This is a genomic window from Roseovarius sp. THAF8 (genome assembly GCF_009363735.1).
Taxonomy (GTDB): Bacteria; Pseudomonadota; Alphaproteobacteria; order Rhodobacterales; family Rhodobacteraceae; genus Roseovarius.
Map to the genome: position 1 here is coordinate 17,151 of NZ_CP045410.1, position 20,316 is coordinate 37,466.

General features: G+C 64.6%; 20 protein-coding genes and 2 tRNA genes. 7 read left to right on the top strand and 15 right to left on the bottom strand.

Features of this window, described 5'->3' with window-relative positions; genetic code table 11:
* Window positions 1-128: 128 nt before the first annotated feature.
* Genes hypF through FIU85_RS00120 form a run of 4 tightly spaced genes read right to left on the bottom strand, consistent with a single transcriptional unit; the run spans window position 129 to window position 6,101 of the window.
* Window positions 129-2,363 carry a carbamoyltransferase HypF gene (hypF, locus tag FIU85_RS00105; protein WP_172978750.1) on the bottom strand — a complete coding sequence of 745 codons (2,235 nt, stop codon included), beginning with the start codon at window positions 2,361-2,363 and terminating at the stop codon, window positions 129-131.
* Complete coding sequence (locus FIU85_RS00110; protein WP_152495422.1) at window positions 2,360-3,793, bottom strand: nickel-dependent hydrogenase large subunit; 1,434 nt, start codon at window positions 3,791-3,793, stop codon at window positions 2,360-2,362. The genes hypF and FIU85_RS00110 overlap by 4 nt, the downstream gene beginning before the upstream one ends.
* Window positions 3,790-4,782: a HupU protein gene (locus FIU85_RS00115; RefSeq protein ID WP_152495423.1), complete on the bottom strand. Its 993-nt coding sequence runs from the start codon at window positions 4,780-4,782 to the stop codon at window positions 3,790-3,792. The genes FIU85_RS00110 and FIU85_RS00115 overlap by 4 nt, the downstream gene beginning before the upstream one ends.
* A complete protein-coding gene (locus FIU85_RS00120) occupies window positions 4,779-6,101 on the bottom strand; it encodes a sensor histidine kinase (RefSeq protein ID WP_152495424.1) in 1,323 nt (440 codons plus the stop codon). Before FIU85_RS00120 ends, FIU85_RS00115 begins: the two co-directional genes overlap by 4 nt.
* 537 nt (window positions 6,102-6,638) lie before the next feature.
* Here FIU85_RS00120 and FIU85_RS00125 point away from each other — a divergent pair.
* Window positions 6,639-7,178: a hypothetical protein gene (locus FIU85_RS00125; RefSeq protein WP_152495425.1), complete on the top strand. Its 540-nt coding sequence runs from the start codon at window positions 6,639-6,641 to the stop codon at window positions 7,176-7,178.
* Between the two features lie 675 nt (window positions 7,179-7,853).
* Here FIU85_RS00125 and FIU85_RS00130 read toward each other — a convergent pair.
* The 4 genes from FIU85_RS00130 to FIU85_RS00145 form a co-directional block, all read right to left on the bottom strand.
* On the bottom strand, window positions 7,854-9,170 hold the full coding sequence (locus FIU85_RS00130) for a hypothetical protein (RefSeq protein WP_152492682.1): 1,317 nt from the start codon (window positions 9,168-9,170) through the stop codon (window positions 7,854-7,856).
* 58 nt (window positions 9,171-9,228) lie between these two features.
* On the bottom strand, window positions 9,229-9,606 hold the full coding sequence (locus FIU85_RS00135) for a hypothetical protein (RefSeq protein WP_152492681.1): 378 nt from the start codon (window positions 9,604-9,606) through the stop codon (window positions 9,229-9,231).
* A gap of 62 nt (window positions 9,607-9,668) precedes the next feature.
* Window positions 9,669-9,743: transfer RNA gene (locus tag FIU85_RS00140), tRNA-Asn, on the bottom strand.
* 71 nt (window positions 9,744-9,814) lie between these two features.
* A complete protein-coding gene (locus FIU85_RS00145; protein WP_152495426.1) occupies window positions 9,815-10,717 on the bottom strand; it encodes an MBL fold metallo-hydrolase in 903 nt (300 codons plus the stop codon).
* A gap of 46 nt (window positions 10,718-10,763) precedes the next feature.
* Here FIU85_RS00145 and FIU85_RS00150 point away from each other — a divergent pair, with 46 nt between their 5' ends.
* Complete coding sequence (locus tag FIU85_RS00150) at window positions 10,764-12,068, top strand: ATP-binding protein (RefSeq protein WP_152492679.1); 1,305 nt, start codon at window positions 10,764-10,766, stop codon at window positions 12,066-12,068.
* 100 nt (window positions 12,069-12,168) lie between these two features.
* On the opposite strand, the gene FIU85_RS00155 is transcribed toward FIU85_RS00150, so the two are convergent.
* Window positions 12,169-12,474: an SH3 domain-containing protein gene (locus tag FIU85_RS00155; protein ID WP_152495427.1), complete on the bottom strand. Its 306-nt coding sequence runs from the start codon at window positions 12,472-12,474 to the stop codon at window positions 12,169-12,171.
* Window positions 12,475-12,497: 23 nt separating this feature from the next.
* Window positions 12,498-12,574, bottom strand: a tRNA-Ile gene (locus FIU85_RS00160).
* 133 nt (window positions 12,575-12,707) lie between these two features.
* Between FIU85_RS00160 and purM the strand changes: the two genes are divergently transcribed.
* Complete coding sequence (gene purM, locus FIU85_RS00165) at window positions 12,708-13,754, top strand: phosphoribosylformylglycinamidine cyclo-ligase (RefSeq protein WP_152495428.1); 1,047 nt, start codon at window positions 12,708-12,710, stop codon at window positions 13,752-13,754.
* A gap of 41 nt (window positions 13,755-13,795) precedes the next feature.
* Window positions 13,796-14,344, top strand: a complete 549-nt coding sequence (purN, locus tag FIU85_RS00170; RefSeq protein WP_254703070.1) for a phosphoribosylglycinamide formyltransferase — start codon at window positions 13,796-13,798, stop codon at window positions 14,342-14,344.
* A 37-nt stretch (window positions 14,345-14,381) separates the two neighbouring features.
* Here the strand turns inward: purN and FIU85_RS21835 are convergent, their stop codons facing one another.
* Entirely contained in the window at window positions 14,382-14,558 is a 177-nt protein-coding gene (locus FIU85_RS21835) for a hypothetical protein (RefSeq protein WP_172978088.1), read from the bottom strand.
* Between the two features lie 208 nt (window positions 14,559-14,766).
* On the opposite strand from FIU85_RS21835, the gene rnd reads away from it, so the two are divergent.
* Window positions 14,767-15,927 carry a ribonuclease D gene (gene rnd / locus FIU85_RS00175; protein ID WP_152495430.1) on the top strand — a complete coding sequence of 387 codons (1,161 nt, stop codon included), beginning with the start codon at window positions 14,767-14,769 and terminating at the stop codon, window positions 15,925-15,927.
* A gap of 4 nt (window positions 15,928-15,931) precedes the next feature.
* Here the strand turns inward: rnd and FIU85_RS00180 are convergent, their stop codons facing one another.
* Window positions 15,932-16,522 carry a hypothetical protein gene (locus tag FIU85_RS00180; RefSeq protein ID WP_152492619.1) on the bottom strand — a complete coding sequence of 197 codons (591 nt, stop codon included), beginning with the start codon at window positions 16,520-16,522 and terminating at the stop codon, window positions 15,932-15,934.
* A gap of 130 nt (window positions 16,523-16,652) precedes the next feature.
* Between FIU85_RS00180 and FIU85_RS00185 the strand changes: the two genes are divergently transcribed.
* The gene (locus FIU85_RS00185; RefSeq protein WP_152492618.1) at window positions 16,653-17,063 is read left to right on the top strand and encodes a SufE family protein; all 411 of its coding nucleotides are present in this window, start codon (window positions 16,653-16,655) and stop codon (window positions 17,061-17,063) included.
* 233 nt (window positions 17,064-17,296) lie between these two features.
* Here the strand turns inward: FIU85_RS00185 and FIU85_RS00190 are convergent, their stop codons facing one another.
* The 3 genes from FIU85_RS00190 to FIU85_RS00200 form a co-directional block, all read right to left on the bottom strand.
* Entirely contained in the window at window positions 17,297-17,926 is a 630-nt protein-coding gene (locus FIU85_RS00190; protein WP_152495431.1) for a DUF1638 domain-containing protein, read from the bottom strand.
* Window position 17,927: 1 nt separating this feature from the next.
* A complete protein-coding gene (locus FIU85_RS00195; protein ID WP_152492616.1) occupies window positions 17,928-18,113 on the bottom strand; it encodes a hypothetical protein in 186 nt (61 codons plus the stop codon).
* Window positions 18,114-18,212: 99 nt separating this feature from the next.
* Entirely contained in the window at window positions 18,213-18,917 is a 705-nt protein-coding gene (locus FIU85_RS00200) for a B12-binding domain-containing protein (protein WP_152492615.1), read from the bottom strand.
* Window positions 18,918-19,121: 204 nt separating this feature from the next.
* Here FIU85_RS00200 and FIU85_RS00205 point away from each other — a divergent pair, with 204 nt between their 5' ends.
* Complete coding sequence (locus FIU85_RS00205) at window positions 19,122-20,210, top strand: PA0069 family radical SAM protein (RefSeq protein WP_152495432.1); 1,089 nt, start codon at window positions 19,122-19,124, stop codon at window positions 20,208-20,210.
* Window positions 20,211-20,316 lie beyond the last annotated feature (106 nt).

Consider the following 20,316-nt stretch of genomic DNA (forward strand, 5'->3'; position numbering starts at 1 on the left):
AAAATGAGGCCTCGCCAAACGTGGCGTTTTCTATAGACCTGTGAATGACTTAACTCGGATTGCGGCGGCAATTGCGGCTCTGCGGACGGTTGGGTGATAACCGATTGTCCCCGGGGGTGGTCGCCCTCTTACCGGTTGCCGGCGCTGGACGCCGCTGCGATCAGCGCCTGTCCCAGGGCAAGACCGCCATCATTCGCGGGAACCTTCCTGTGCAGAAGGCAAGGCACATCCCCTAACGCCGCCATCGTCAGATCAAGCATCAGCGCGTTTTGGAAACACCCTCCCGACAGCGCGACCGCCCTGGCCTTGCCCTCCATCACCAACCCTCGGGCAAGCTCGGCAAAGACCTGAGCCAGACCCGCGTGAAATCGCCGGGCCATGACGTCCTTTCCAACGCCGTGCCGCAGGTCCGCCAAGGCGGCTTCCCACATCGGCGCGGGGTCGATCACTCCGTCCGTTTGACCGAACGTGTAGGGGCCGCCGGCGTCGCTAAGAGCGCGCCGGGCCATGGCTTCCAGCCCCATCGCGGCCTCGCCTTCATAGCTTTGCGCGCCGGAAAACCCGAGCAGGGCGGCAAACGCATCGAACAGCCTGCCCGCCGATGACGACACTGGCGCGTTCACGCCTTTGGCCATGGCCTGTCGCAGCATCTCGCGCGGGGCCTCCGGCAGCATTTCGTCGGCGATACCCGCAAATCCGGCCTGATCCAACCTCGCCAGCAGGTTACGCCATGGCTCGCGGCTGGCGGCATCGCCGCCGGGCAGGACGACCGGCCGCAAGTGCGCGGCGCGGGTGAACCCGTGATAATCGCCCAACAGAACCTCGCCGCCCCAGATCGTGCCGTCCGGTCCAAGGCCCAGCCCGTCCAGAATGATCCCCGCCACCGGCCCGCCATCCAGGGGCCAGCCGTTTTCGGCGAGACACGCCGCCAGGTGCGCGTGGTGGTGCTGGACCTCGATCAAGCCACCGCCCGCCCGCGCCGCCGCGTGTTGCGAGGACCGATAGCCGGGGTGCAGATCGCAGGCGAACACCTCGGGGTGATGATCGAACAGCGCCGCGTAATCCGCATCGGCCTTGATGAATTCGTCCCAGGTCAGCGGATCGTCCAGGTCGCCCAGGTGATGCGACAGCAGCGCCTGACCGTTCTTCACGAGACAGATCGCCGATTTCAGATGCGCGCCGAAGGCCACGACCTGGGCTGCGTCCTCGAACCCCTCGGGCAGGGGCAGCGTGTCGGGCACCATGCCGCGCGCGCGCCGCAGGATCATCGGACCATGCCTTGTGATCTGCATCACGCTGTCGTCAAGCCGCCGGGCAATGTCGCGGTCGTGGGACAGGATGCCATCGGCAAGCCCGCCCAATTTGGCCGCGGCCTCGTCATTGCCGATCACCTGCGGCTCGCCCGACAGGTTGCCCGAGGTCATCACCAGCGGGCGCCGCACCGCGTCCAGCAACAGGTGGTGCAGCGGCGTATAGGGCAGCATCCAGCCCAAGCGGTCCTGACCGGGGGCCAGCGCGTCGGGCAGGGTGCCGCGGTGGGCAAGCAGAACGATCGGGGCGGCGCTTGACCCAAGCGCGCTGCGGTCCTCGGCCGATGGAGCCGCGTGCGCTTCGATCTCCTCCCAGCGGCCCATCAGGGCCAGCGGCTTGGTTGGGCGGTGCTTGCGAGCCCGCAAGGTCGCGACGGCTCGCGCATTTGTCGCGTCGCAACACAGATGAAACCCGCCGAGGCCCTTGATGGCCAGGATCTCCCCGGCCGCCAGCCGTCCGGCGGCGCGGGTAATCACGTCCTGCCCGTGATCCAGCCAAAGCTGCGGGCCGCAGACCGCGCAGGCCACGGGCTGCGCGTGAAAGCGGCGGTCCGCTGGGTCGGCGTATTCGGTGGCGCAGTCGGCGCACATCTCGAACATGCCCATCGTCGTCCTGGCGCGGTCATAAGGCAGGTCACGCAGGATGGTGAACCGCGGTCCGCAATGGGTGCAGTTGGTAAAGGCATAGCCCTGCCGGCGCGGATCGGTGCCCCGGATGTCGGCCAGGCACGCCGCGCATGTGGCGGCATCGGGGGTCACACGGGTCTCGGCCCCGCTGCCCTGGCTTGCGGTGATCTCGAAACGGGTCGGCACGATCTCGAAGACATGCGCCGAGGTCTCGACCGCATCCACCCGCGCGAGGGGCGGCGCATCGGTGCCAATGCTGCCGACAAAGCGGTCTAGGTCGCCGCCACAGGCATGGATCAGCACACCCTCGGGATCGTTCAGCACCTCGCCCGCGATCCCGAACCGCTGCGCCTGCTGCCAGATGAAGGGCCGGAACCCGACCCCCTGAACCTGCCCGCGCACGCGGATGCGCAGACCCTCGGTCAATGGACCGTGCACACCATGCAGGGGTCGAAGCTGCGCACGATGTGCTGCACCGTGAGCGGCGTGTCCTCGGCCTCGCCGACCTCGGCGCCGACCAGCGCCGCCTCGACCGGGCCGGGCATGCCGGCCGCGTCGCGCGGGCTGAAATTCCATGTGGTGGGCGCGATGATCTGGTAGGCGCTGATCCGCCCGTTTTCGACGCTGGTCCAATGCCCCAACGCGCCGCGCGCCGCCTCGACCAACCCCTCGCCGGAGCCGGAGGCGGGCAGGGGGACATCCTCGATGAACCGCGCCCCGGGGTCCAGCGCGGCGACCCAGCCCTCCAGCAGGATTTGCGTCCGCGCGATTTCCAGCAGCCGCCCCGCCACGCGGGCGCGCACGTTCGATCCGGTCTGCGCCAACCCGAGGGCCGCGGGATGCCCGTCGACCACCTGCCGCGCCAGGGCGCCGGTCTCCATGCTGTGCCCATCCAGCCGGGGCGCCTTGCACCAGCTATAGGCCGGGGCCTGCATGTCCTCGTCAGGGTGCGTCTCGCCCTTGGAGGGATGCGCGGTTTCGCCATGCATCCAGGCGTGGCTCAGGTCTTCGCGGATGGCGCTGGTGTCCACGTCCGACAGCGCCCCGTCCTGCCAGACGCCTTGCGCAAAGGCGCGCCCCTCGGGCAGGGGATAGGCGCCGAAGGACATGTAGCGACCGGGGCCGAAACCGATCTCCGCCAGCCGCAGGTCGGCGGCGATTTCCATGAAGAGGCCCGCATCGCCCCTGTCCCAGCCGCAAAGCGCCTCGGCGGTGCGGAGTTCGGCGAACGCTTCGAGCGGAGCGCCGAAAAGCGTGCTCTCCAGGTACCGGCGGAACGATTTCAGCGTGCTCGCCATGCGAATGCGGTCGCGCGACGTGGGCGCGCGGGTGACGCCACCGGGCTGGATCGCCAGCGTGTGCGGCCACTTGCCGCCCAGCAGGCCGACGATGTGCAGGATCTCGGCCCGCGCGGCCACGCAGGCCCGCGTGGCGGAGCCGTCCATCGCCGTGAACCGCGCCACGGCCCTGTCGTGCCAGGACCGGCCCGCATAGGCGGGGCGCGCGAAATCGGCGCAGAAAAAGAGGTTGAAGTGCGTCAGGTGATCGCAAAGGTTCTCGATCCCGTGCATGATCACGGTCGCAAGCGCCCCTTGCGGCAGTTGCGCACGCCCGGCCAGATCGCCCAGGGCGGCCGAGGCCGCCGCGGATTGGCTGATCGAGCAGATCCCGCAGATGCGCGGCGTGATGGTGAGAGCGTCCATCGGGTCCTTGCCCAGCATCATCGCCTCGAAGCCCCGGAACATCGGCGAGTTGGCGTAGGCCGCGGAAACATGTCCATCCGCAACCTCCAGCCGGATTTCAAGATCGCCCTCGACGCGGTTGAACGGCCCGACAAGCAGGGATCGTGTGGTCATTTCCGCTTGCCACCGAGCGTCGGCGTGATCTTGATCCGATCCGCCACGGCGTTGTCCGAAAGCCGCTTGGGCGTCGCCGCCTTGGACAGCGACGCCAGCGCCATGAACCACGCCTTGGGCATGTCCGACGGCAGGCCCACAGGGATGCCGGCGAACTTAGGCGTCTCGCTGAACGGGTGGTTCGGCTCCTCGAATTCGGGCGCCGTGCAGTTGATGCAGGCATAGCCGGCCCGGGTGCAGGAACTGCCGCCGTTCCAGCCGCGAATGTTGCAATCGCCTACGGCTTGCGTGCCGACACAGCCCAGGTGCTCCATCATGCAGCCCATCTGACCGGGTTTCTCGGCGCTGGCCTTGTATTCGTAGAATTCGTTCTTGGGACAGGCATGGTGCACGAGGTGCTCGGCATAGAATAGCGGCCTCTGAAGCGCGTCCAGAGCATCTGCGTGCATCTCTCCCGCTGCGATCAGCATCAGGGTTTCGGTCACCCAGTCGGGATGGGTCGGACACCCCGCCACGTTGATCACCGGCAGGCCCGATCGGCTGCGAAAGCTCTGGGGCAGGACGCCGCCGGGATTGCGGCCGTCATATTGCACGCCGATGGCGCCCGCCGGATTGCCACCCGCCGAGGTCACACCACCATAGGTCGCACAGGTGCCCACCGCCACCACATGGGCGGCGCGCGGTGCCAGGCTCTCGACCCAGTCCAACATGGAACGTCCCGTGCCGGACAGCATTTGGAACCGTCCCGTACCCTTGGGGCCGGTCAGGATCGACCCTTCGACACACAGGATGTCCAGCGGCACACGCCCGGTCTCTGCATCGTCCAGGATGCGCCGCACCTCCCCGCCGGTTTCCTGAGACAGGGCAGGGTGCCAGAGGAACCGAAGCCCGGCATTGTCCAAAAGCTCGAACACGCCCGGAGATTCGGCGTTCAGAAGGGACATCGTGCACCCGCCGCAGCCAGCCGATTGCAGCCAGAGAATGTTCATTCAGGGTCTCCTGCGGGCAGGCTCAGCTCGAAACAGCTGCCATTCGGTCCGGTGGCGGCAAGTGTGAGCGTTCCGCCGTTCTCCTGCGCGATCTTTTGCGAGATCGACAGGCCCAATCCGGTGCCCTTGCCGACGGGTTTCGTGGTGAAGAACGGGTCGAAAATGGCCGGGGCATCGCTTTCGGAAATGCCGGGCCCGTTGTCCCTGACCTGGAGGACCGTCTTGCCGTCGCGCGCCTGTGCATGCAGCGTAACCAGCGGGTCGGCAGTGTCTGCCAGCGCGTCGATGGCGTTCTGCACCAGGTTCATCACGACCTGCTGCGCGTGGCCGGGATTGCCCATGGCGAAGGCCTGCGCCGCGCCATCCATGGCGATCCGAACCGGGGTCTTGGTGCCGCGCACCACCCAGTCGGCTGCGGTCCGTGCGGTCTGGACCATGTCGAACCGCACCTTTTCGCCGGTTCCGTCGGCGCTCAACCGGCGCAGATCCTCGACGATGTCGCGCACCCGTTCGGCCCCGTCCTTCGCGCCGTCAATGGCGCCCCGAAGGTTCTTTACCGTCCGGTCCAGTTTCAGCTCATCCCGCAAAGATCCCAGTTCAGGACGGCTCGCCCCGGACTGCACCGCGTCGAAATAGGTCTCGAACCGCCGGGTGTATTTCTCCAGGGCGTGGGTGTTGGCGTAGACAAAGCTGATCGGGTTGTTCAACTCATGCGCCACCCCTGCCACCAGTCGCCCCAGCGAGGCCAGCTTTTCGTGCTGTACCAGCTGCGCCTGGGCGTTCTGCAAGGCGGTGTGGCTGGCCTCCAGCTCGCGGTAGGCGTTGCGCAACTCGCCCAAGGGGCGCCCCACCAGGACGACGCCCTGGCTCCGGCCGCGCGGGTCCAGCCGGGGGCTGACGCTGACGTCCAGGGGAGTCGGGCCATCGGGGGTGAGGAAACTCACCTCGATGACGCGGGGGCGGCGGTCGCGCATGACCTCGGCAATCGCGTCCGACAGCGCCTTGCCCGCGCCGGCTTCCAGCAGATCGGACAGCGGTGTGCCGATCATCGACGCCGTGTCGATGCCGAGGATGTCGGACAATGCGCCCCCGGTGCGTTCGATATTGTGCGCCCGGTCTATGACGATCAGCATTTCCGAGATCGAAGACAGCACGGACGCCATGAACTGGCGCATCTCGTCCAGTTCCCGGTTTTGAGCCTCCAGCCGTTCCTGATAATCCACCAGTTCCGAATACGTCCGGTCGATGGCGGTGACCACGTCACGCCATGTCTCGTCGTCCAGCGCCTGCAAGGGCTCATTCGGCGTCTGCGTGTTCATCCGTCCTCCGTAGGGACCACAGTAATGCCAGCTGTCCGCGTCCTGCAACAGGCGCCTTCCGAGTGGGGGCTTTGCCGCCTCCGTTCTCGAGCACCGACGCAGAAGGTGCGAGGCCCGCGCATGACCTGCCTGCGACGCCGTTTCAGCGCGGCGGACATGGCTTGTGCCGGGGCACAGCTTGGACCTGCCCGACGTGCTGACTGTGGCCCTTTCATCGCCCGCAGAGAGCGACCTAGACATGCTGGCAGGCGAGGGTTTGGCCGATATCGACTTGAAAGCCGTGGCCTGCCTCTGCGGGCCCCTGTGGGTACCGCCCGCCGATCTTCGACCGACCGTCGCTGACCTGTGCAAACTCCCGTGCCGGCAAGAGATTGCGATGGCGCGGAATAGCCTGCGGCCTGTTTCCCTTCGCATAGGCGCGACATGGACCGCGCCGGGGCTGCGTCTCATAGAGGCGCGGCCTTTTTACATAGCGCTGCCAAGCTTTTGGTCCTACTCTGCACATAGACCACTAACGCGTACAGAGTTGATGCTGCAATGAATTCGGCCACCGCCATTTCGCCCGAAATACTAGCGATGCTTCGAGTAGCTGTGGCTGGCGCACAACTTATCGTGGCGGGAATCGTAGGGTTTGCCGCCATTCAATTTTACAGGTGGCAAAGGTCGTCCAAGGATAAGGAAAGTTTCGTAAATTCGGTCGCAAGGTATCATGCAATCAATAGACTGGTTATAGACAACCCTGACATTCAAGATATTGAGCGCCATAACCACTTCGTATCATCCGAACTAAGCCGCGAAGACGTTATTAAGATGTTCTACTATTTTGAGAACTTGAACGGCATGGGTTCAATTCTAACGCTCAAGGGCGGCAAGCTTGTTATCCCGGAGTCCGACAAAGGCACATATCACGTGTCCGTTGTGAGAAACATTGGCCGCGCCATGTACAAGGATCGTGAATTCATACGGAGGCACTGTTTGCCTCGTGGCTACACCGAAACGTTTGTCGAATTTTTAGACGGGCTTTGGGACGAAATCGGCAGTGAGTTGAAAGCACAGCAAGTCGCAGAGACCGCGTAGCGCCTAGACCGGGTCGTCTGGATGCGGTGCCTGCGGAACCCGGTAGGACCAGTACGGCGCATCTCTAGCTTCCGCTTCGCCCGGCTCATACTACTTGTGGCCGGTCCACATCCAAACTTCCCAATCAGTACTGCGTTGCGCTACGCTGTCTGGCGATGAAGCAAGCGCCGCTTCTCGATTGTCTTCTGTTTGATCTTCGTCGTCTGAGGATGGTGTCTGCCCTGCCAAAGTAGACGTCGGCCGGGGTCAGGTTCCCGAGGCTTGCCCAGCCCGTTCAGCTTGTCACGTTCGACATAGGCCCGGCGCTCGATTTCAATCAGGCCATCCGACCTCATGAAATGCGCGTCACCGTGGATCGAGGGCGGGTTCTGGATGAGGTTGGAGCGTTCTACCGCACCCTCATGATACCGCTTGCCTGTAGCCGTCCAAGGCGGTGGCGTTCCGTGCTGCTCATGCCATCACCGATCCCGCCAAGACCGATAACCGGACGAGAAGAAATACAGCAATCTGGAAGGCAATGATCTTGGGTCTGGCAACGGTCCTGCGGCGCTCCGGAAGTGAGGCAGCCGAAGGAATATCCGGCCTTTCCATCATCTTGGCCGGATTTCCCGTATCAGTCGAGAATAATTTCCCCTTACAACCCAATCCAAAGCTCTTCGCTGGAGTTAGCTGGGGTTAAAGGTCTGGCGCGGCCGCTTCGATCTCTGCGGCACTATTGGCCTCAAGCATAGCGTCGAATGTTGCCGACAGGACTTTGTCCAACGCTGAAGCGAGACCGGCTTTCATAGCGGCATCCTGGGCAATAGCCCGCGATGAAATCTGGACATGAGCCATCGCCGGAACACTGCCATCTGACGGCAACATGGAGTATTGTACCTCTACAGAGCAACTGCGGATCGGGTCGGAAGAAAGGCGCAGGTGGCGACTGAGCATATAATCAATATGCCGAAATTCGAACGCATCGATAGTCGGCAAGCAGGCGTCTGTGACCCAGGGATATCCGGCACCGCCCACCAACTTTTTGGGGTCCACTTCTTTCCCATTTCGCCCGAATAGGGCCACGCGCTTGATCTTGGCTCCCTTCAAAATCGGCACGCCGCCGTCCGCGCCGGTGCCGTACTTGAGGGCCAGATCAGACTGGAATTTTTCAAAGATACTTTGATCGAAGGGGATCACGCGCGAAATCGATGCAACCGTCTCACCAATCGTGATGAGCTGGATAGTGTCCGGCAAATGGTTGATCGGCGTTTTGCTGTTCGCCTTGTAGGCGTTGTAGCCTTCAGGATCGCGCGTCAGGTTCGTGACCGAGTAAAAGGGGGCCTGCTCTTGGAGGATCGGGTCTATCGCGTATTGGGCGCTTATGCCGTTGAGGTACCCACCCTGAGAGGTGAAAACGTGCCTAGATGGCAGAAAGTCGGTTTCTTCAATCACTGAGTATCCGGTATTGGAAAGCATGGTGATCACGTCGCTCTCGCCCATTCCAACCGTTGCGCCGAGAATGGTCAGGTTGTCCGGAAGGCGCGGGTGTAGTCCCAGGGGCGTTGTGTAGCTGACAAGCTTAAGCAGCGTCCCCTCAAATTCATGCGCGCCGACCGTTAGGTTCAGCGTCCGGGTGCCACCGGGATCGATCGGACCAACCGACATCTGAACCATGTCCGCAGGGCATGCCTCTTGGTAATCAGGTCCGAAAACAGCATCCAGTTCAAGCAGACCGCTTTGCGGATATTCGTCTTGCGAAGGCAAATTGAACGCCGCACGGCAGGAATACTGCTTTCTGCTGTCAGGAAGTTTCCACCAGATCGAACCACCCCCGAAACGGTCAGAGAACACCAGCTCCCCTCCAAAGGATTTGTCGAACTGGACCTGCCAGACGCCGGAGTCATAGTCTTTCAGATCGTCGGCGGCGATCTGTGCCGACGCAAGGGACGGAGTGCAGAGCGCAAGCGCTGCGTATCCCAAGGCAGCAAGGGCTTTTGTGCGGAAAAATGTCATGCGGGTGTCCTCTTAAAAAGAAGGGGAAGCGCGCCCGCGTGGAGCGCGCTTGCAGATGTCAGGATTGGTCAGGATGCACGTTGCTGCGCGGGGCACGGGTCCGAAACGCTAGGTAGATAATGCCCAGGGGCGCGATGATAGGAGAGAAAATCCAAAGAAGAACATTGATGACAATTTTTGCACCGTACAGAAAAACTGCATTAAATACGATCAGTGTTTCTCCCAAAATAAGGTTCCTAACCTCATCCCACGAGAGCTTGGCAAACGGGAATAGAACAGCCGCCGCCGGAATGAAGAAAAAATCGAAAGCTGTTGGAAAACGGAAGTTGGCATTGGCCCAGATCATCCAGCCAACCATAATCACTGTGCTGATCAGATAGGCCCGTACAAGATAGCCGCGATCCACAGCTCCAAAAATACGTTTCACGAAATTCATCAAAGTTTGCTTGACATGTGGTAGATGAAATCCTTCAAGCCGCTGCGAGTAAAGGATTTTTATGGCTCCGGCGGTAGGGATCGAACCTACGACCAATTGATTAACAGTCAACTGCTCTACCGCTGAGCTACGCCGGAATACCGGGGGCGGATATAGCAACCTACTCCGGTGGCGTCCAGAGGGTTTGTGACAAAAAATTCCTGCAGGCTCAGCCAAGGCTGAAGAGCGCGGTCGCCGTAAGGGGGCCGGCTGGCGCGACCATGTTTTTCCGATGCAAATCAATGAGGTGGGCGAGGACGTTGCGGGCCGCTGCTCCCATCAGGGCCTCTGGCGTTTCTGTGTAGATTCGCCGCGCGAGGTCCCGGGCGTCCGCCGGGCCAGTCCGCAGCGCCTCGAGGATCGACGCCTCGCGCCCCTCGCGATGCGCGATCAGCCAGTCGAGCCGCGCCATCGGTTCGGTGATCGGCGCGCCGTGGCCGGCGTGAAAAACCTTCCCGCCACGATCCCGCAACCGACGGCAGGAAGCCATGAAATCTGTCAAGTCGCCGTCGGGCGGCGCCACCAGCGAGCTGGCCCAGCCCATCACCAGATCGCCGCAAAAGACCGTGTCGCCCATGGCGAAACTCAGGTGATTGCCCAGGTGCCCCGGAGTCCATAGCGCCTCGAGCGTCCAGTCGCCGCCCTCGATCACGTCGCCATCGTCGAGCGTCACGTCCGGCGCGAAACCGGCCTCCACGCCTTCGCCCGCATCCTCGAGCCCTGCCGCGGCCAGCCGGGTCATGATATCGCTGCGCCCGGCGCCGGAGGGGCCGAAGGCGTGCACCCGCGTGCCGGTCTTTCGCGCCAGCCGATGCGCCAGCGGCGAGTGATCCACGTGGCTGTGCGTGACCAGGACGTGCGACACCCGCTGTCCGGGCTCCAGCGCCGCCAGGATGGCCGCGAGATGGGCCGGATCGTCGGGTCCGGGGTCGATCACCGCGATGTCGCGTGATCCCACGAGGTAGGTGTTCGTCCCCCAACAGGTCATCGGCGACGGGTTATCGGCCAGCACGCGGCGCAGGCCGGGGGCCAGTCGCTCTGCGATCCCCGGCGTGGGGCGTTTGTCCTGCATGTGCTTCGCTCTTTCCGATCCTGCCCGTCATGGCTAGGTTTAGCGCATGTCCTTCCGCTGGCTCAAACCCTATATGCCCAGGTCGCTCTATGGCCGCGCCATCGCGATTCTTCTGCTGCCGGTGATCACGCTGATGCTGGTGGTCTCGATCGTCTTCGTGCAGCGTCACTTCGAAGGCGTCACCAAACAGATGACCCGGTCCGCCAGCCGCGAGGTCGGGGTGCTGCTGGACGCCGGGATGCAACCCTCCGAGATCGGCGCCTCGCGCCTTGCACGGATCCTGCAGATCTCGGCCGAGACGGTCCCGCTCGAGGAGATGCCGCGCCAGGACAGCCGCCGCTGGTACGATTTCACCGGCGCCTACGTGATTGGCGAGTTCAACCGCCTGCTGCCGAACCTGCAAGCGCTGGACCTGCCGAATGACGGCGTTGTCCATCTTTACTTCACCATGGCCGACACCGGCCTGCGGATGACGTTCGACCGGCGCCGGGTGTCGGCCTCGAACCCGCACCAACTGTTGGTCTACATGTTCTTCTGCGCCACCCTCATGACGGTGATCGCCTATTTCTACCTGCGCAACCAGTTGCGTCCGATCACCCGCCTGGCCGATGCCGCCGATGCGTTCGGCCGGGGCCGCCACGTCGAGTATCGCCCGGCAGGCTCGACAGAGGTGCGCGCGGCCGGGGCGGCCTTTCTCGACATGCGCGCCCGGATCGAGCGCCAGATCGAGCAGCGCACACTCATGCTGTCCGGCGTCAGTCACGACCTGCGCACGCCGATAACCCGGCTCAAGCTCGCGTTAACGATGCTCGAGTCGGAGGACCGCGCCCCGATGGAACAGGACGTCGCCGACATGGAACGCCTGATCACCGAGTTCCTCGATTTCGCGCGCGGTGCGCAGGAAGGTGCGCCCGAACCCGTCGATCCGCACGCGTTGGTGGCCCGCATCGTCGAGGATTACCAGCGTGGCGGCAAGGCGGTGACATTGGCCGAGCGCGAAGGACAGGGCACCGTCGCGCTGCGCTCCGGCGGTATCCGGCGGGCGGTGGAAAATCTCGTCGGCAACGCGGTGCGCTACGGCAGCCGCGCCGAGGTGTCGGTGCACCTGACCGACCGGGCCCTGCGCATCCGGGTCGAGGATGACGGCCCCGGCATCCCGCAGGCGCAGCGCGAAGAGGCGCTCAAACCCTTCGCCCGGCTGGACGAGGCCCGCAACCAGAACCTCGGCACCGGGGTCGGCCTGGGGCTGGCGATTGCGATGGACATCGCCCGCGCCCACGGCGGCACACTGCGCCTGGGCGAAAGCGCCCGACTGGGCGGCCTGCAGGCCGATATCGTGATCGGGCGCTAGGGCGCGCGGAAATTGTCAAAATTTCCGGACTGGAAAATGCGCATTTTCCAGCCCGTTTTCTGCGCAGAAAACGGTCCCGAATCCGGGGCCTCGCGCATGCTCAGGAGCGGGGCCGCAAATAGGTCTCCGAGGCATATCCCGTCAGCCCCGGCGCCCGGTCCAGCGCCACATCGCACCAGCGCGTGCCGCCGACCCGTTTACAGTCCCGCACGCGCACCAGCGTGCCGTTGGGCAGCCCGACGCGCGTCTCGAACCCAAGGCCCGGACCTCCGCGCAGCTTCAGCATGTCGCCCTCTTCCACGCCGTAAACCTCGTAGATACTGGAGGTGAACGCGGTCACCGGCGTCGTCTCCGAACAGGCGGCGAGCAGGCCAAGGGCGGCAAGTATGGAAAAGGGTCTGCGCATGGTACCTCTCATTGACGTGGAACTGGTAGGCCCGGAGGGACTCGAACCCCCAACCAAAGCGTTATGAGCGCTCTGCTCTAACCAATTGAGCTACAGGCCCGACCTTGCGTTTCGGGATAGGCGGGGGCAGGGCGGGCGTCAAGGGCTCTGGCAACCCCTCGCGGGCATTCGCGATTGCACGGACGCCCGCGATGGATTAACCGAAGCCCCGACATGCCAAGCGGAGACCGCACATGACCGACGCCAAGAACGGGATCACCTATGCCGATGCCGGCGTGGATATCGACGCGGGCAACGCGCTCGTCGACCGGATCAAGCCTGCCGCCAAGCGTACCAACCGCGCGGGCGTCATGGCGGGCCTGGGCGGTTTCGGTGCGCTTTTCGATCTCAAGGGCGCGGGCTATACCGACCCCATTCTGGTGGCCGCCACCGACGGCGTGGGCACAAAGCTGCGCATCGCGATCGACACCGGCAACGTCGACGGCGTCGGCATCGACCTTGTCGCCATGTGCGTCAACGACCTTGTCTGCCAGGGAGCCGAGCCGCTCTTCTTTCTGGACTATTTTGCCACCGGCAAGCTCGACACGGATACAGCGGCCCGCATCATCGAAGGCATCGCCGAAGGCTGCGTGCGTTCCGGTACCGCGCTCATCGGCGGCGAGACGGCGGAAATGCCCGGCATGTACCCCGAAGGCGACTTCGACCTCGCCGGCTTCGCCGTGGGCGCGATGGAGTGCGGCAGCGACCTGCCGGCGGGCGTCACGTCCGGCGACGTGCTTCTGGGGCTTGCCTCGAACGGCGTGCATTCCAACGGCTATTCCCTCGTGCGCAAGCTGGTCGAGATGTCCGGCCTCGGCTGGAACGCCGAGTGCCCATGGGCGGATGGCAGCCTTGGCGCGGCCCTGCTGACGCCCACGCGCCTTTACGTGACGCAGGCGCTCGAGGCGGTCCGCGCGGGCGGCGTCCACGCGCTCGCCCACATCACCGGCGGCGGCCTGACCGAGAACATCCCCCGCGTCCTGCCGGACGATCTTGGCGTCGACATTGACCTCGACAGTTTCGATCTGCCGCCCGTCTTCCAGTGGCTGATGGCGCAGGGTGGCATGGCGCAATCGGAAATGCTCAAGACCTTCAACTGCGGCGTGGGCATGGTGCTGGCGGTCGAGGCCGACCGCGCCGAGGCGCTCGCGGAACTTCTGACAGGCACCGGAGAGACCGTGATCCGCCTGGGCCACGTGACCGAGGGGCAGGGCGTCCGCTACACCGGCAACCTCGCGTGACCAAGCGCGTTGCCATCCTGTTCTCGGGCAGCGGCTCCAACATGGTGGCGCTGATCGACAGCATGACCGGCGACCACCCGGCGCGCCCCGTGGTGGCGCTTTGCAACACGCCCGATGCCCCCGGCTTTGCCAAGGCCGAGGCGCGCGGCGTGCCGACCGAACTGGTGGATCATCGCGATTTCAGGGGCGACCGTCCCGCCTTCGAAGGCCTCATGACCCGGACCTTGCAGCGCTACGCGCCCGACATCATCTGTTTCGCGGGCTTCATGCGCATCCTGACCGACGATTTCATCTCGCGCTGGCAGGGCCGGATGATCAATATCCACCCGTCGCTCCTGCCCAGCTATCGCGGCCTCGACACCCACGCCCGCGCCATCGCGGCGGGCGAGGCCGAGGCGGGCTGCACTGTGCACGAAGTGACGCTGGAACTGGATGACGGCCCGATCCTGGGCCAGGCCCGCGTGCCGGTGCATCCCGGCGACACGCCCCAGGCGCTGGCCGCCCGGGTGCTGGAGCAGGAACACCGGCTTTACCCGGCGGTCCTGCGCCGCTTCGCCGCCGGCGACCGCACGCCCGTCCACCTGCCCTGAGCGGGTGAGGGCGGACGGCACACCGCGCGGTTCCGCATCAGCGCGGCGCAGACGCCGCAACGTTGCCGTGCCAGTCGGCCGAGACATCGGCCGGCGGGGCGCTCACCGCGACACCGCCAAGCGCCAGCAGGAGCATGGCGCTCAGCGTCATCGCCACGTCGCGCGATTTCATCCGCGGGGCAGGGCGGCTGGGGATATGGTCGAGGGTCGTCATGGCATCTCTCCGTCATCGGTACTGCACGTTACATAGATGCGGCCTTGGTATTTTTGAAACGAATGAATGTTGTATCGGGTATAAAGAAACGTGATGTATCCGGTGCCGCCATGCCGCAGCCCCGCGGTCGCGTGTCACTTGCGCTTTGCTTTCCGCCGCGCCTCGGTATAGGCGGTTGGACTACCACGTTTTATCCGCCGGAGCAGGAATGCAGACCATCACCACCACCGAAGACCTCGCCGCCTTTTGCGCCCGCGCGGCAGAGGCCGAGTATGTCACCGTCGATACCGAGTTCCTGCGCGAGCGCACCTATTATTCCAAGCTCTGCCTGATCCAGCTGGCCCTGCCGTCCCGGGGTGAGGACGACGCCGTGCTGGTCGACCCGATCGACGGCCAGGACATGTCGCTCGAACCGCTCTACGGCCTCTTCCGCGATCCGTCGGTGGTCAAGGTTTTTCACGCCGCGCGGCAGGACCTCGAGATCTTCTACGTCGATGCCGGGCTGATTCCCGACCCGCTTTTCGACACGCAGGTCGCGGCGATGGTCTGCGGCTTCGGCGAACAGGTGGGCTACGAGACCCTGGTGCGCAAGATCGCCAAGCAGTCGCTCGACAAGACCTCGCGCTTCACCGACTGGTCGCGCCGCCCACTGACCGACGCGCAGAAGACCTACGCGGTGGCGGACGTGACCCACCTGCGGGACATCTACGAATTCCTCGCCGCCAAGCTGGCGAAATCGGGCCGCGACAAGTGGGTGGCCGAGGAGATGCAGGTGCTCACCAACCCCGAGACCTATGTCACCCGCCCCGATGAGGCCTGGCAGCGCGTCAAAACCCGCAACTCGTCGGGTCGTTTCCTGGCCATCGTGCGCGAACTGGCGCGCTTCCGCGAGGACTATGCCCAGAGCCGCAATATCCCCCGCAACCGGGTCTTCAAGGACGACGCCCTGGTAGAGCTGGCCTCGACCAAGCCGAAATCCGCGAACGACCTGTCGCGCTCGCGGCTCTTGCTGCGCGAGGCGCGGCGCGGCGACATTGCCGACGGCATCATCGCGGCGGTCAAGGCGGGGCTCGACTGTCCGAACGACGATTTGCCCAAGGCCGACCGCAGCCGCGAACGGCTTCAGATCAACCCGGCGCTTGCCGATCTTCTGCGCGTTTTGCTGAAAGCGAAATCCGAGGAGTATTCAGTCGCCTCCAAGCTGATCGCCTCGGCGGCCGACCTCGATGCCATCTCGGCGGGCGAACGCGACGTGCCGGCTTTGGGCGGCTGGCGGCGCGATGTGTTCGGGGATGATGCGATGCGGCTCTGCGACGGCAAGGTCGCACTGGCCGCCCGCCGCGGATCGGTTGTGGCGATCGACCTATGATGCGTCAGCGGCGCGAACTGAGGGCGTTCAGCTCGCCGCGCACGCGGATCTCGTTGATCTCTTCCAGGTCGTTGTTGCTCAGGAACGCGCCCACCCGCACCTCGCGGGTGCTTTGCGTGCCCACCGGCATCTCGATCGGCTGATAGGCGTTCAGCGTGTATTCCATGACGCCATTGATCGGACCGTCCTCGCTGATCGGCAACAGGCGCACGTCGAACGCGCCCTCGCGCTGGGGCAGGCCGGTCACGCGCACGATGGCGCCCGTGGGCAGCGGCTCGACCACCATGCTGGTCACCTGATCGACAAGGCTGCCATTATAGATCTCGACCTTGGCACGGCGGCGGAAGATGCCCGAGCGTTGCGCGACCGAGGCGTTCCTGCGCACGATCATCTCGGCATTTTCATCCTCGATCAGAGGGTTGCCGGTCTGCCGATCGCTGGGCGAACGGCGCTCGCCGGTATTGGTGGTGTTCACGATCGGGGTGGACCGGCTGTTGCCGAACCAGTTGCGCGGGTTGGCGCCGGAATCGCGCCAGCCGCTGCACGCCGTCAGCGTCATGCTTGAGATCACCATCACCGAAAGCAGAACCCGCATTTCGACCGCCCCTTCCTCGTTTCTTTTCGACTACCCCATCCGGGCGGGCTTGAAAAGGGACTTGGCGCACTGGACCTGAAGGTGTTGCACGCCTAACTGTGGTCAGAAGAAGCAGAAGGAGACCAGCCGCATGGCGCAGCCGGCATTCGAAGAGATCGTCGAGGATTTCGAGTTCCTGGAGGACTGGGAGGATCGCTACCGCTACGTGATCGACCGGGGCCGCGCGATGGAGCCGCTGGATGACGCCCTGAAAGTCCCGGCGACCAAGGTCGACGGCTGCGCCAGCCAAGTGTGGCTGCATCCGAAGGTCGAGGCGGGCAGGTTCCGCTTCGACGGCGATTCGGATGCCATGATCGTGCGCGGCCTGATCGCGGTGCTGCGCACGCTCTACAATGACACGCCCGTGGGCCAGGTGGGGCAGGTGGACGCCCCCGGCGAACTGGCGCGGCTGGGGCTGAACGACCATCTCTCGGCGCAACGCTCCAACGGGCTGCGGGCGATGATCGAGCGGATCCGCGCCGTGGCCTCCGAGGCGGCGTGATCCTAAAGCGTCCCGCCTTTAACCTGACACATCGGATAAAGGCGGGGCGCGCGCCTCGACCGAGCCTTGCACTGCGCTTCGCCAAAAGCTGTGAGTCAGGTTTTTGGCGAAACGCTTTAGAGGAGTGGCTGCGCCACGCTCTGTTTTTCCGTGAAGAGGGGCGCTGCCCCTCCGGTCGAAACGATGTTTCGACCTCCTCCCCGGGATATTTCTGGCCAGAGGAAGACAGCCGCTCAGGCGCGGGCTGACAGCGTGGTTTCGAGGTCGCCGTAGCCGGTAAACCGGTATTCGAACTCCAGCCCGAGCCGGTCGGCGCAGTCTTCTGCCTTGGCTTTCAGCGCCGGGTCCTCGATCTGCGCCTGGTAGACCAGCGTGGTGTAGTTGCCGAAGATCATGTCGCGCAATTCGGGGTGGCGGTCGAGACCCATGGGTTTCCACACGAAGGCGTCGAACTGCTTGACCAGGAAATCGGTCAGGTAGAAGGCGGTGATCTCGTCGCGCGCGGCGAAGGTCTCGTTGCCCTCGAAGAAGGAATAGCAATGCGGGCCTTCGACCATCTCGACGCCCAGCTCCCGGCATTTTGCCTGCAGCAAACCGCCGGTGCCGCAATCGGCATAGACCACGAAGATGTCGTCATAGGCGTCGCGATGCTCGGCCACCGTCTCCTCGACCGCCGTGACGATCCTTTCGGGATAAAGATGGTATTTCGCGGGCAGGCATTGCAGCACCATGTGATCCCACCCATTGGCGCGCTTCAGCGCCAGGATCTCGCGCGCCAGTGCGCCGCAGGCGATCAGCAGGATGCTGCCCTTCGCCCGCTCGGCAAAGCCGTCCTCGGTCAGGGTGCTGTCGCTCGGCAGCATCTCAGCGCCCGCCGCCACGCAGGCCGAGGAACCGCACCAGCAGGTAGACCCCCAGCACCAGCGGCACCGCGACCATCCAGTTCTCCGACAGCGCCTCCGGCCCCCAGGCCGAGGTCAGCAGGAAAATCGTGCCGCCCGCAGCGGCGATCACGACAAGCAACAGCAGCACCAGTTTGTTGAGAGGCATCACGAGGGTCCTTTCCGCAACAGACATAAGCGCAGTCGTCCGACGAAAAAAGCCCCGCCGGGTCGGGCAGGGCCTTGTCGTTCACCCGAGGGCAGGGGCTCAGCCCGTGGCGCCTTGGTTGTGCTTGCGGCCCACCAGGTCCTTGGCGGTCTCCACCGCCACGGCGGCGTCGCGGCAATAGGCGTCGGCGCCGATGGCCTTGCCGAATTCCTCGTTCAGCGGTGCGCCGCCCACCAGCACGATGTAATCGTCGCGCAGGCCCTGTTCCACCATCGTGTCGATCACGACCTTCATGTAGGGCATCGTGGTGGTCAGCAGGGCCGACATGCCCAGGATGTCGGGTTTTTCGGTTTCCAGCGCCTCGAGATAGTTCTCGACCGGATTGTTGATCCCGAGGTCGACCACTTCGAACCCGGCACCTTCCATCATCATCGACACAAGGTTCTTGCCGATGTCGTGGATGTCGCCCTTGACGGTACCGATCACCATCTTGCCGACGCGCGGGGCGCCGGTTTCGGCCAGCAGAGGCTTGAGAATGGCCATGCCGCCCTTCATCGCGTTGGCCGCGAGCAGAACCTCGGGCACGAACAGGATACCGTCGCGGAAATCCTTGCCGACGATGGTCATGCCGCCCACCAGCGCCTCGGTCAGCACCTGGTAGGGTTGCCAGCCACGCTCAAGCAGGATGTTGACGCCTTCCTCGATCTCTTCCTTCAGACCGTCATAGAGGTCGTCGAACATCTGCTGGACAAGTTCCTCGTCGTCCAGTTCGCTGAGGATGATGTCGTCTTCTTCGTCGGACATGTGCTTTATCCCTTGGTGTGGCGCGTGGCCCGGTGTCTAGCCTCCGCGATTACGTCCATTTTGTCGCACACGACTTTCCAATTCCGACATGCGCGGTTCTTGCACCGACAGATAGCGCAGATTCCGCGCGGCCTTCAGTGAAAAACTTCCATACTGACTATGAGCTTGTTGCATATGTTCTCTTAATGTTCCTATAATCGGGCCATGTCAGGTACCTCCGATACCGTCGATCCGCGGTTGCGCCGTCCGGGCCGGGGCGCGGTCAGCAACGCCGTGGGCCGGTACGAGCGGCAGGCACGCAGTTTCGAGGATGACGGCTGGAATGCCGCCCCCGAAGAGGCGGCGCTGCGCACCCGCGTCAGCATCGAGCGGCCGCGCAGCATCATCACCTACAACCGCTCGCCCGATCTGCCGTTCGACCGCTCGATCAACCCTTACCGGGGCTGCGAGCATGGCTGCATCTATTGCTTCGCCCGGCCCAGCCACGCCTGGCTCGGCCTGTCGGCAGGGCTCGATTTCGAGACCCGGCTGGTCGCGCGCCCCGACGCGCCCCAGGTGCTGGCCGCCGAGCTGCGCAAGCCCGGCTACCGCGTGGCGCCCATCGCCATCGGCACCAACACCGATCCGTATCAGCCCATCGAAAAGGCCCATGGCATCATGCGCGCCTGCCTCCAGGTGCTGTCGGATTTCAACCATCCCGTCGCCATCGTCACCAAGGGCAGCCTCGTGGAGCGTGACATCGACATCCTGTCCGACATGGCCGCGCGCGGGCTGGCGCGGGTGGGCATCTCCGTCACCACGCTCGACGCTGCGTTGTCTCGCGCGATGGAGCCGCGCGCACCTGCCCCGGCGCGACGGCTGAAGGTGGTCGAACGCCTGGCGAACGCGGGCGTGCCCGTGCGCGCCATGGTCTCACCGGTGATCCCGGGGCTGACCTGTCACGAGATGGAGCCAATCCTGCAGGCCGTTGCCAAGGCAGGGGCCGGCGCCGCCAGCTGGATCATGCTGCGCCTGCCGCTGGAGGTCTCGCCGCTCTTTCGCGAGTGGCTGGCCGAGACTTGTCCCGACCGGGCCGCCCGCGTGATGGGTCACGTGCGCGACATGCATGGCGGCAAGGATTACGCCTCGGACTGGGGCCGCCGGATGCGCGGCTCAGGGCCCTATGCCGAGATGGTGGCGCAGCGGTTTCGGGTCGCGGCACGACGGCTGGGGCTCGACGCGACACAGCCGCCTTTGCGGTGCGACCTCTTCGCGCCGCCGGCGCGGGCCGGGGACCAGATGGAACTGTTCTGAGGTGGACTATCACATTGGCGTCTGCGCGTGGGTTTTCACCCACCCTACGGGTCCGCGCGACACCGCGTCGGGACCTGTTCAGCTGCCGTAGGGTGGGGTTCCACCC

What these genes read in the sequence shown, in the direction of transcription:
- FIU85_RS00110 (WP_152495422.1), bottom strand. Translation starts at nt 3,793, where the DNA reads ATGACCACACGATCCCTGCTTGTCGGGCCGTTCAACCGCGTCGAGGGC.
- FIU85_RS00115 (WP_152495423.1), bottom strand. Translation starts at nt 4,782, where the DNA reads ATGAACATTCTCTGGCTGCAATCGGCTGGCTGCGGCGGGTGCACGATG.
- FIU85_RS00120 (WP_152495424.1), bottom strand. Translation starts at nt 6,101, where the DNA reads ATGAACACGCAGACGCCGAATGAGCCCTTGCAGGCGCTGGACGACGAG.
- FIU85_RS00125 (WP_152495425.1), top strand. Translation starts at nt 6,639, where the DNA reads ATGAATTCGGCCACCGCCATTTCGCCCGAAATACTAGCGATGCTTCGA.
- FIU85_RS00130 (WP_152492682.1), bottom strand. Translation starts at nt 9,170, where the DNA reads ATGACATTTTTCCGCACAAAAGCCCTTGCTGCCTTGGGATACGCAGCG.
- FIU85_RS00135 (WP_152492681.1), bottom strand. Translation starts at nt 9,606, where the DNA reads ATGAATTTCGTGAAACGTATTTTTGGAGCTGTGGATCGCGGCTATCTT.
- FIU85_RS00145 (WP_152495426.1), bottom strand. Translation starts at nt 10,717, where the DNA reads ATGCAGGACAAACGCCCCACGCCGGGGATCGCAGAGCGACTGGCCCCC.
- FIU85_RS00150 (WP_152492679.1), top strand. Translation starts at nt 10,764, where the DNA reads ATGTCCTTCCGCTGGCTCAAACCCTATATGCCCAGGTCGCTCTATGGC.
- FIU85_RS00155 (WP_152495427.1), bottom strand. Translation starts at nt 12,474, where the DNA reads ATGCGCAGACCCTTTTCCATACTTGCCGCCCTTGGCCTGCTCGCCGCC.
- purM (WP_152495428.1), top strand. Translation starts at nt 12,708, where the DNA reads ATGACCGACGCCAAGAACGGGATCACCTATGCCGATGCCGGCGTGGAT.
- purN (WP_254703070.1), top strand. Translation starts at nt 13,796, where the DNA reads ATGGTGGCGCTGATCGACAGCATGACCGGCGACCACCCGGCGCGCCCC.
- FIU85_RS21835 (WP_172978088.1), bottom strand. Translation starts at nt 14,558, where the DNA reads ATGACGACCCTCGACCATATCCCCAGCCGCCCTGCCCCGCGGATGAAA.
- rnd (WP_152495430.1), top strand. Translation starts at nt 14,767, where the DNA reads ATGCAGACCATCACCACCACCGAAGACCTCGCCGCCTTTTGCGCCCGC.
- FIU85_RS00180 (WP_152492619.1), bottom strand. Translation starts at nt 16,522, where the DNA reads ATGCGGGTTCTGCTTTCGGTGATGGTGATCTCAAGCATGACGCTGACG.
- FIU85_RS00185 (WP_152492618.1), top strand. Translation starts at nt 16,653, where the DNA reads ATGGCGCAGCCGGCATTCGAAGAGATCGTCGAGGATTTCGAGTTCCTG.
- FIU85_RS00190 (WP_152495431.1), bottom strand. Translation starts at nt 17,926, where the DNA reads ATGCTGCCGAGCGACAGCACCCTGACCGAGGACGGCTTTGCCGAGCGG.
- FIU85_RS00195 (WP_152492616.1), bottom strand. Translation starts at nt 18,113, where the DNA reads ATGCCTCTCAACAAACTGGTGCTGCTGTTGCTTGTCGTGATCGCCGCT.
- FIU85_RS00200 (WP_152492615.1), bottom strand. Translation starts at nt 18,917, where the DNA reads ATGTCCGACGAAGAAGACGACATCATCCTCAGCGAACTGGACGACGAG.
- FIU85_RS00205 (WP_152495432.1), top strand. Translation starts at nt 19,122, where the DNA reads ATGTCAGGTACCTCCGATACCGTCGATCCGCGGTTGCGCCGTCCGGGC.